General features: G+C 31.5%; 13 protein-coding genes and 2 pseudogenes. 1 reads left to right on the forward strand and 14 read right to left on the reverse strand.

Annotated features, from left to right (window positions below):
- Together I4U58_RS14325 and I4U58_RS14150 are read right to left on the reverse strand one after the other, a co-directional pair.
- Positions 1-80, reverse strand: an 80-nt coding sequence (locus I4U58_RS14325) for an HIT domain-containing protein (protein WP_347708176.1), incomplete at its 3' end; no start/stop codon positions are given.
- Positions 75-637 (reverse strand): annotated as a pseudogene (locus I4U58_RS14150) (LysR family transcriptional regulator); the annotation flags it as partial. The gene I4U58_RS14325 and the pseudogene I4U58_RS14150, both read right to left, overlap by 6 nt.
- 214 nt (positions 638-851) lie before the next feature.
- On the opposite strand from I4U58_RS14150, the gene I4U58_RS09930 reads away from it, so the two are divergent.
- Entirely contained in the window at positions 852-1,790 is a 939-nt protein-coding gene (locus I4U58_RS09930) for a DMT family transporter (protein ID WP_195931147.1), read from the forward strand.
- Between the two features lie 65 nt (positions 1,791-1,855).
- On the opposite strand, the gene I4U58_RS09935 is transcribed toward I4U58_RS09930, so the two are convergent.
- The 12 genes and pseudogenes from I4U58_RS09935 to rpiB all read right to left on the reverse strand — a co-directional run.
- Positions 1,856-2,140, reverse strand: coding sequence for a hypothetical protein (locus tag I4U58_RS09935; protein WP_195931148.1), 285 nt, complete (start codon positions 2,138-2,140; stop codon positions 1,856-1,858).
- Positions 2,141-2,143: 3 nt separating this feature from the next.
- Positions 2,144-3,535 carry a F0F1 ATP synthase subunit beta gene (gene atpD, locus I4U58_RS09940; RefSeq protein WP_195931149.1) on the reverse strand — a complete coding sequence of 464 codons (1,392 nt, stop codon included), beginning with the start codon at positions 3,533-3,535 and terminating at the stop codon, positions 2,144-2,146.
- 12 nt (positions 3,536-3,547) lie between these two features.
- Entirely contained in the window at positions 3,548-4,414 is an 867-nt protein-coding gene (gene atpG / locus I4U58_RS09945; RefSeq protein WP_195931150.1) for an ATP synthase F1 subunit gamma, read from the reverse strand.
- A 29-nt stretch (positions 4,415-4,443) separates the two neighbouring features.
- Positions 4,444-5,946: a F0F1 ATP synthase subunit alpha gene (gene atpA, locus I4U58_RS09950; RefSeq protein WP_195931151.1), complete on the reverse strand. Its 1,503-nt coding sequence runs from the start codon at positions 5,944-5,946 to the stop codon at positions 4,444-4,446.
- Positions 5,947-5,964: 18 nt separating this feature from the next.
- A complete protein-coding gene (locus I4U58_RS09955) occupies positions 5,965-6,504 on the reverse strand; it encodes a F0F1 ATP synthase subunit delta (protein WP_195931152.1) in 540 nt (179 codons plus the stop codon).
- A complete protein-coding gene (gene atpF, locus I4U58_RS09960; protein ID WP_195931153.1) occupies positions 6,501-7,001 on the reverse strand; it encodes a F0F1 ATP synthase subunit B in 501 nt (166 codons plus the stop codon). The genes I4U58_RS09955 and atpF overlap by 4 nt, the downstream gene beginning before the upstream one ends.
- Before the next feature lie 95 nt (positions 7,002-7,096).
- Positions 7,097-7,342, reverse strand: a complete 246-nt coding sequence (gene atpE / locus I4U58_RS09965; protein WP_007287638.1) for an ATP synthase F0 subunit C — start codon at positions 7,340-7,342, stop codon at positions 7,097-7,099.
- An 86-nt stretch (positions 7,343-7,428) separates the two neighbouring features.
- Positions 7,429-8,133 carry a F0F1 ATP synthase subunit A gene (atpB, locus tag I4U58_RS09970; RefSeq protein ID WP_195931154.1) on the reverse strand — a complete coding sequence of 235 codons (705 nt, stop codon included), beginning with the start codon at positions 8,131-8,133 and terminating at the stop codon, positions 7,429-7,431.
- A 3-nt stretch (positions 8,134-8,136) separates the two neighbouring features.
- Positions 8,137-8,526, reverse strand: a complete 390-nt coding sequence (locus I4U58_RS09975) for an ATP synthase subunit I (protein WP_195931155.1) — start codon at positions 8,524-8,526, stop codon at positions 8,137-8,139.
- 4 nt (positions 8,527-8,530) lie between these two features.
- Entirely contained in the window at positions 8,531-8,758 is a 228-nt protein-coding gene (locus I4U58_RS09980) for an AtpZ/AtpI family protein (RefSeq protein WP_195931156.1), read from the reverse strand.
- Positions 8,759-9,051: 293 nt separating this feature from the next.
- Positions 9,052-9,681 (reverse strand): uracil phosphoribosyltransferase, encoded by a 630-nt coding sequence (gene upp, locus I4U58_RS09985; RefSeq protein ID WP_195931157.1) that lies wholly within the window; start codon positions 9,679-9,681, stop codon positions 9,052-9,054.
- A gap of 74 nt (positions 9,682-9,755) precedes the next feature.
- Positions 9,756-10,172, reverse strand: a pseudogene (gene rpiB, locus I4U58_RS09990) (ribose 5-phosphate isomerase B); the annotation flags it as partial.
- Positions 10,173-10,253 lie beyond the last annotated feature (81 nt).

Consider the following 10,253-nt stretch of genomic DNA (forward strand, 5'->3'; position numbering starts at 1 on the left):
TAGTGTTTTTTAGGTATTACTAAAATGTGATATGGTGCAACAGGGTTTATATCATTAAATGCTAAAACCTTGTCATCCAAAAATTTTTTAACAGCTAATGACAAACTTTTTTTATTTCTATATGCTAGCCCTATATTTCTATAAGTAGCTACTTCTAATCGTTTTGCTGTAATTTTATATGGATTTCGTTGCAAAATTAGTCTTGGTAATATACTTATTCCCAAACCATTTTCAACCATAGACATTATCACATAATCATCTAATGTAGTAAAATGTATATCCGGTGTAATATTATACTTTTCAAATATCTCCGTAATTTCCATTTTTACTCCCTTTTCTAATAACATAAACGGATAATTTGATAATTCTTTTATTGGAAAATATTCTTTGTCAGCCAATTTATGATTTTCTGGTAAAACAACCATTAGCTCATCTTCCATTAATTCAACCCTTCTGAAGTTAATTCAACACCTGATTTGCTGCGTTCAAGAAGTAATATATTCCATTCTTTTTCTAAATCACTAATCATTCTACTTATTCCAGATTGTGAATAATTAAGTATTTCTGCTGCTTTTGTAAAACTTCCATATTCAATAGTTTTAACAAAAGCCATATATTTTTGTATATTCGTATCTATACATATTTCCCACCTTTTAAATCTGTTTTTGTAATGTTTAACATGATAAATATTCGTTTTTGTAATTTATAAACCAATGATATACTATAATTAAAGAGTTTTCAACGAAAACAAACTAATTGGTTGCGCAACCTTTTTAAATTTATAATATCTACAATTAAATAAAAAAGGCGGTGAATTCTTATACACTTTAATGATAAGTGTATAACTAAAAATGAAAAAATCATATCTAAAATATATATCAGCATTATTTATTTTGGGTTCAAATGGAATTGTTGCAAGCTATATTCATTTAAATAGCTATGAAATAGTATTTTTAAGAACGCTAATCGCTAGTATATTTCTTTTATGTGTATTCCTGTTATCTAAACGTAAATTAGAAGTATTAGAAAATAAAAAGGATTTTTTATATTTAGTAGCTCTAGGAGTAACAACTGGAGTCTCTTGGATATTTTTATACCAAGCATATGCAGAAATTGGTGTTAGCTTAGCGACTTTAACTTATTATTGTGGTCCGATAATTATAATATTATTGTCACCTTTTGTTTTTAAAGAGAGTTTAAATATTTATAAGATATTAGGTTCTGTAGTTATTTTTATAGGAATGATCCTTACAAATGGTAACCAATGCTCAAATGCGGGTCTGTCATTTGGATTAGTCTGTGGTATATTTGCAGCATTAACTTATAGTATATTAATTATATTTGCAAAACAAGTTAAAGTTGTATCTGGAATTGAATATACTTTAATACAACTTATCTCATGTTTAATTACAGTTGGTATATACTTAACAATAAAACAAGGACCTTATATTCCAAATCTTATGCAAAATATATTCCCTGTTTTATTTTTAGGAATTGTAAATACAGGCATTGGATGTTGTCTATATTTTTCAGCTATAAAAGAACTTTCTGCTGGAAGTGTTGCTATTTGTGGTTATTTAGAACCACTATCTGCATTATTATTTTCAGCGCTTTTGTTGAGTGAGAGATTATCATTTATACAAATAATAGGTGCAATTTGTATCATTGGAGGCGCAATATTTGCAGAATCATATAAATATATAAAATTATCTAATTATAAATCAAAAGATTCATACTGTGAAATAGACGATTCATGTGAATTATCAGCTGATAAATCAGTAAGCAAGTAAATAAAAAGGAGTTATCTTTTTAGTATTAAACTATTCTAGATAACTCCTCTTTTATTTATGTTTTACTATATAGTTTCTTTTGCAGCTCCATTATCCCATGATGCTGATTCAGTTAATATAGTAGTTTTTTCTTTAGTAACAGTGATAAATCCTCCAGAAATTCTTCCTTCTTTAAATTTACCATCTTTTTTTATTCTTAATTGTCCTTCAACTAATCCTGCTACAAATGGTATATGGTCTTTTAAAATAGCTCTATCGCCTTTTGTAGTTCTCATTATTACCATTTCAACTTGATCGTTGTAAAAGATATTTTCAGGAGTTACTATTTCTAATGCAAATTGGTTTGCCATAGACTAATTCTCCTTTCCTTTCTCAACTGCTTCATCTATACTTCCTACGAATAAGAAAGCAGACTCTGGTAAATCATCATGTTTACCTTCTAATATTTCTTTGAAACCTCTTATAGTTTCTTTTACTGGAACGTATTTACCAGGTATACCTGTAAATTGTTCACCAACTGTAAATGGTTGAGATAAGAATCTTTGTATTTTTCTAGCACGAGCAACGATTAATTTATCTTCGTCACCAAGTTCATCCATACCAAGTATAGCGATTATATCTTGTAATTCTTTATATCTTTGAAGTATAGATTGTACTCCTCTGGCAACTGCATAATGCTCTTCACCTACTATATTAGGGTCAAGTACTCTTGAAGTTGATTCAAGTGGATCAACTGCTGGGTATATACCTAATGATGCTATAGATCTTGAAAGAACTGTTTTTGCATCTAAGTGAGTGAATGTTGTAGCTGGTGCTGGGTCAGTTAAGTCATCGGCAGGTACATATACTGCTTGAACTGATGTGATTGACCCTTGTTTTGTTGATGTTATTCTTTCTTGTAATGCACCCATTTCAGTAGCAAGTGTTGGTTGGTAACCAACTGCTGATGGCATACGTCCTAGAAGTGCAGAAACTTCTGAACCTGCTTGTGTGAAACGGAATATATTATCTATGAATAATAACACGTCTTGGTTTTCTTTATCTCTGAAATATTCAGCCATAGTAAGACCACTTAATGCAACTCTCATTCTTGCCCCAGGTGGCTCATTCATTTGTCCGAATACTAGAGCTGTTTTATTTAAAACTCCAGACTCTTTCATTTCGAAGTATAAGTCATTACCTTCTCTTGTTCTTTCTCCAACACCTGAGAATACTGATATACCACCGTGTTGTTTAGCTACGTTGTTTATAAGCTCTTGTATAAGAACTGTTTTACCAACTCCGGCACCACCGAATAGACCGATTTTACCACCTTTTAAGTAAGGAGCTAATAAGTCAACTACTTTTATACCTGTTTCAAGTATTTCAGCACTACCTGCTATTTCATTAAATTCTGGTGCAGCTCTATGTATTGGATCTCTTGGAGCATCTTTTGGTGCTTCAAATCCATCAACTGGTTCACCAAGAACATTGAATATTCTTCCTAAAGTTTTATTTCCAACAGGAACCGCTATTGGTTTACCTGTATCTATAACTTCCATACCTCTAACTAGTCCGTCAGTAGCACTCATCGCTATACATCTAACTGTATCATCACCGATATGTTGTGCAACTTCAGCAACTATTTCTTGATCCCCTAACTTTATAACTAATGCGTTTAATAAGTTAGGTAGGCTTTGTTCATTTTCAAATTTAACATCTAGTACAACCCCTACGATTGATACTATTTTACCTACGTTGGCCATTTCCTAACCTCCTTATTTTAGAGCTTCAACTCCACCTACGATTTCTGTTATTTCTTGAGTAACCGCACTTTGTCTTGCTCTATTGTAACTTAATTCTAGAGTAGAAAGCATTTCATCTGCATTGTCTGAAGCCGACTTCATAGCATTTCTTCTTGCTGATTGTTCTGATGCAAAAGATTCTATTACACCATCATAAACTACACCTGATACATATTTAGGTATTAGGTAGCTTAAAACTGCTTCTGGTGATGGTAAATATTGAACCCTAGCTCTACTTCCTGAATTATCTTTTGATTTTCCTTCTTCTTTATCGAAAGCTAATGGTAAAACCTTCATTAATTTAGGAGTTTGAGTTAGAGGTGATATAAACTCTGTATAACAGATATATAATTCATCTATTTCACCTTTTTTATATAAATCCATTGCTTGATTAGCAAGTGCTAATGTGCTATCATAATCACATTTTTCAACACTTTCTTCAGCGGCTAATATATCATAGCCTCTTTTTTGGAAAAATTCCGTTGCTTTCTTACCTACTGTCATAACTTTTTCTTGTTTTCCATCCATATGAGCAGTTGTAAGTTTGAATATATTTGAGTTATATCCTCCAGCTAGACCTCTATCTCCAGCTATTACGATATAACATTTATTTTTTACTTCTCTTTGTTTTAAGAATGGGTCTCTAACACCTCTTGTGTTAGAAGCTATATCTTTAACCGTTTCATACATTGTATTAAAGTATGGTCTACTAGCTAAAGCTCTATCCTTAGCTTTTCTCATTTTTGATGAAGAAACTAATTCCATAGCTTTTGTAACTTGTTTTGTACTTTGAACACTGCCTATACGGTTTTTAATCTCTTTAATTCCAGCGCCTGCCAATTAGTTTACCTCCTTTTTAAAAAGGATTCTTAAGCTTCAACAACAAATGTCTTTTTGAATTCATTTATTGCTGCAGTTAAATCAGTTGTGAAATCCTTATTTGCTAGTATTTTTTCACTTAATTCAGGATAATTTGCATCTACGAATTTAAATAATTCAGATTCAAATCTAGATAATTCACTAACTGGGATATCATCTACAAATCCATTTGTAACAGCAAATATTATCATAACTTGGTTACTAACATGAAGAGGTGCATTTTCGCCTTGTTTTAATACTTCAACGATTCTTTCACCTTGAGCAAGTCTTCTCTTAGTATCAGCATCTAAGTCAGAACCGAATTGAGAGAATGATGCAAGCTCTCTATATTGAGAGTAAGCAAGTTTTAATGTACCTGAAACTTTTTTCATTGATTTTATTTGTGCACTACCACCAACTCTTGATACTGATATACCAGGGTCAACTGCTGGTCTTACACCTGAGTAGAATAATTCTGGTTGTAAGTATATTTGTCCGTCAGTGATTGATATAACGTTTGTTGGTATATATGCAGAAACGTCACCTGCTTGAGTTTCTATTATTGGTAAAGCAGTCATTGATCCTCCGCCTAATTCGTCAGATAATTTAGCTGCTCTTTCTAATAATCTTGAATGTAGATAGAAAACATCCCCTGGGTATGCTTCACGGCCTGGTGGTCTTCTAAGTAATAATGACATTTCTCTGTAAGCAACTGCTTGTTTACTTAAATCATCATATATTATTAGAACGTGTTTTCCATTGTACATGAATTCTTCACCCATTGCAGCTCCTGCATATGGTGCTAAGTATTGAAGTGGTGCAGATTCTGAAGCTGTTGCAGAAACAACTATTGTGTAATCCATTGCTCCACCATTTTCTAATCTAGTAACTAATTGTGCTACTGTTGAACGTTTTTGTCCTATTGCAACATATATACATATAACATCTTTACCTTTTTGGTTTAGTATAGTATCTATTGCTATAGAAGTTTTACCAGTTTGTCTATCTCCGATTATAAGCTCCCTTTGACCTCTACCGATTGGTATCATTGAGTCAATTGATTTTATACCTGTTTGTAATGGTTCAAAAACTGATTTTCTTGCCATTATACCAGGTGCTGGAGTTTCAACTGGTCTAGTTTTGTTAGTGTTTATAGGTCCTTTACCATCTATAGGTAAACCAAGTGGACTTACAACTCTACCTATCATAGCTTCACCAACTGGAACTTCTACTATTCTTCCAGTTCTTTTTACTATGTCTCCTTCTTTGATTCCGCTGTCATCACCGAATAAAACGGCCCCAACAACATCTTCTTCTAAGTTAAGTGCCATCCCAAATACTTCACCTGGGAACTCAAGTAATTCACTTGACATAACATTTTCTAATCCATAGACTGTAGCTATACCATCCCCAACTTTTAGGACACTTCCTGTATCTGTTAATTCTATTTTATTATCATAGTTCTTTATTTGTTGTTTAATTATAGAACTGATTTCTTCAGGTCTTAAGTTCATGGGTTCACCGCCCTCCTACTAAATTACTTGTGAAAGTTGATTTTTTAATCCATTTAAACGAGTTCTTATTGTTCCGTCTATTTCCGTATTACCAAGTCTTACTAAAACTCCACCTAATACATTCTTATCAACTTTATTTTCTAAAGTAACATTTTTATTATATTTTTTAGAAAGCTCTGTCTCAAGCTCTTTGATTTTCTCGTTATCCATTTGAACTGCACTGATTACATATCCTTCTAAGATATTGTTCTTTTCATTTAACAGTCCTTTATATGTTGCCTCTATTGCACTTATAGATGTTATTCTACCTTTTTCAATTAATATTTTTAAAAAGTTTTTTAAATCATTGTCTATTTTTCCAGCAAATAAAGTATCAATTAATTGGATTTTTTCCTTTTTTGATACTAATGGAGACTTCATAACATTGTTTAATTCGTTATTTGTAGTTATTAGAGAAGATACTTCTTTTAGTTCATTATATAGGTTATCAGTTTTATTTTCTTCTTCACCTATTTGAAATAGAGCTTCAGCGTATCTGTTAGCTATTACATCTATCATTCAGCTTCCCCTACCTCTTTTATAAATTTTTCGATTAAATCTTCATGTTTAGATTTATCTATATCTTCTTCTAATACTTTTGATGCTGCTAGTATAGCTATATCTGATATATCATTTCTGATTTCAGCAATAGCTTGTTCTTTTTCTTGAGCAATTTCTTTTGTTGCTTTTGATTTTAATGAAGATGCTTCAGCTTGTGCATCTGCGATTATTTGGTTAGATTTTTGTTCAGCTCTAGCAGTAGCTTGTTTTATTATCTCTTTACCTTCTTCTTTCGCTAAGCTAACTTTTTCTTCATATTCTTTTCTTAAAGCTATACCTTCATTCTTAGCTTTTGCCCCAGCAGCTAAATCATCTTGAATCATATTTTCTCTTTGTTCAATTATGTTTAGAACTGGCTTGAATAATACTTTTTTCAATACTAAGAATAGTATAACTGTATTTATAATCTGGAATAATAATTCCCATGATATGGTTACAACCGGTTTAAAATCCATAACTATTCCTCCTCTTGACAAATCCTAAAACTTACATTTAGGAGATGACCAAACACCTCCCAATTGTAAATTTGAAAATATTTTTATTTGATTTTTTATACCCATGGATTTGCGAATAAAAGGATTATAGATATAACTAGACCATATATACCTGTAGATTCTGCAACTGCAGCCCCAAGTAACATTGTAGAGATTATATCTCCTTTAGCTTCTGGTTGGTTCCCAACTGCTTCTGCACCTTTCCCAGCTGCGTATCCTTGTCCTATACCTGAACCTATACCTGAGCAAACCGCTATTCCTGCTCCTATAGCAGATCCTAATACCATTAATGCTTGTTCCATAATAAATTCCTCCTTGAAAGATATAATTTTATTTTCTTTTTGTTTTTATTTTTTGTTTTAAATTTTAAAATTTTAAATTTAGCTTACTACTCTGTTGCATTTGAAATAAATACCATTGTTAACATTACAAATATAAAGGCTTGTAGACAACCTGAGAACAAGTCAAAATATAGATGTAAAGGCACTGGTATTACTAATTGTAAGAATGGAATTGATACACCAGGTATTAGTGTTGATATAAATGCTAATAACTGATAAAGAAGTCCCATAATTACAGTACCACCTAATATATTACCGAATGGACGGAATGTAAGTGATATTGGAGTTGCTATCTCACTGACTATATTTAAAGGTAATAAGAATGGAACTGGTTCTAACAGACCTTTCCAATATGCAAGTCCCTTTGACTTCATACCTTCGAAATAAATTAAAAATACAGTAAGTAATGCCCATCCAAGTGTTGTGTCGACGTCTGTTGTCGGAGATTTAAATCCAACTAGTCCAATTAAGTTCGAGCATACGAAGAATAAAAATAATGATCCTATATAGTAGAACATATTAGGCATTTTCTTAAATATATCTTTACCCATATTGCTCTCAACTAAATTTTTAAGCGTAACAACTGCATATTCCAACATAATTTGTACTTTACTAGTTGGGATTAACTTTAAATTTCTAGTTAGGAAATATGATGCTATTATTAAGAACGCCATGATTATCCAGCTCGTAACTACAGTCTCACTTATACGGAAACCATTTGAAAATGTAATAATCCATTGTGCGTATTTCACAACCTATACCTCCTTTCTCTTAAATTTTGAAACTATAAATGTTTTTATAAATATAACAACTTGAGTACTTATTAATCCTATTGCAGTACCTATTATATGTAAATTAGGATTCTTAATAGATACAATAAGTGCCGCAGCGGTTATTGTAAGCCTTATCATATATCTAACGCCAGTATATGCTTGTGCCTTTCCTGGTGGTAGATTTACTGCTTTTTCTAATGTCAGCGCTAACAGCCTAAAGTTTAAAACAGCTATAATGCTCCCAAATATTATTCCCATAAGCATAGGAATACTAAATTGTGATATTACCATTAATAAGATAACAGCCACAACATCAAATATAGGAACTCCAGCTGTAACAGCTTTGACCTCTTTTGCTACTTTGACATCCATCTAATCACTTCCCTTTTGTGTATTTGCGAAGATATCTATATACAGAGTTAAATCCACTTGCAACTCCCAATACTAAAAATATAATTGTAAATATTGGCTCAGTATTTAGTTTGGAATCTATGAATTTTCCTACAAAGAAACATCCAAATATACAAACTAATACGATTATTCCAAGCTGACTTATCAAAGATAGCATTTCTGCTGCTATGCTAAATACACTTCTGTTTTTCATGATATAAACACACCTTTTTAATTTATTAAAATATAGCTACAATTCACATATTTACTACATAACTATGCTTTTAAATTGATAAATAAATTTAATTAAAATTATTTATTTATTTTATCATACTATTAAAATTTTTCAAATATTTTCTATGAATTTCGCTAATTTTATTCATTATTTTTCCATTTTATAGACACATTTCGCTAATGTGTCTATTTTCTATTGTGCGCAATTATGTATACAAAATATTCAGCCAATTTCCAATTTTGAAGGACCTATATTTCTATAGATCCCCCTTATTATTTTGTTCCGAATATTCTATCTCCTGCGTCACCTAATCCTGGCACTATATATCCATGATCATTTAACTTTTCATCAATTGATGCAACATATATATCTACATCATCATGATATTTTTGTACTTCTGCTATACCTTCTGGAGCTGCAACTAAATTAACTAATTTTATGTTTTTTGCTCCTCTTTCTTTTAATACGTCTATAGCAGCTATAGCAGAACCACCTGTTGCAAGCATTGGGTCTACAACTATCATTTCTCTTTCTTCTATATCTTGTGGTAATTTACAGTAGTATTCAACTGGTTTTAAAGTTTCTGGATCTCTATATAGTCCAACGTGACCTACTCTTGCAGATGGAACTAATGTTACGAATCCTTCTACCATTCCTAAACCAGCTCTTAATATAGGTACTATTCCTAATTTTTTACCTGATATAACTTTAGATTTTGTTTTTACGATAGGTGTTTCTATTTCTGTGTCTTCTAACGGTAAATTTCTTGTTACCTCATAACCCATTAACATCGATATCTCTGTTAATAACTGTCTAAAATCTTTTGATCCTGTTGTCGTCTTTCTCATAAGAGTTAACTTATGTTGTATTAATGGATGATCTGTAACTATTACTTTGCTCATCATTTACCTCCTAGATTATTGTATTTTAATTATATTTTTAGCTTGTTCTATTTCTTATAATTCCTATAAGTTTATTATTTATTATATTTCTTTTCTATGTCACCAAGTAAATCTACTCTTCTTTGGTGTCTGTCACCTTCAAATTCTGTATTTATCCATGCCTCAACTATCTCTAAAGCCAAACCTTTGCCTAATACCCTTTCACCTAAAGATAGCATATTAGCATTATTATGAGCTTTTGACATTTTTGCAGAGAATGTATCTGATACTACTGCGCATCTTATTCCTGGAACTTTATTTGCTGCTAGTGATATTCCTATCCCCGTTCCACAACATAATATTCCATAATCAACATCTTTTGCTACAACTGCCTCTGCAACTTTTTGTCCATAGATAGGATAATCTACAGATTCTTCAGCATTATTTGTACCATAATCTACACATTCTACTCCCTTAGATTCTAAATATTGCTTGATTTCTAATTTTAAATTGTAAAGAGTCTCTAACTAATCCATGTATTAAAACATGTTCGAATGGAGTTTCATTCATGCAGAACATACCTGCAAATGCCA

Source organism: Clostridium sp. 1001270J_160509_D11, from assembly GCF_015667935.1.
GTDB lineage: Bacteria > Bacillota > Clostridia > Peptostreptococcales > Peptostreptococcaceae > Intestinibacter.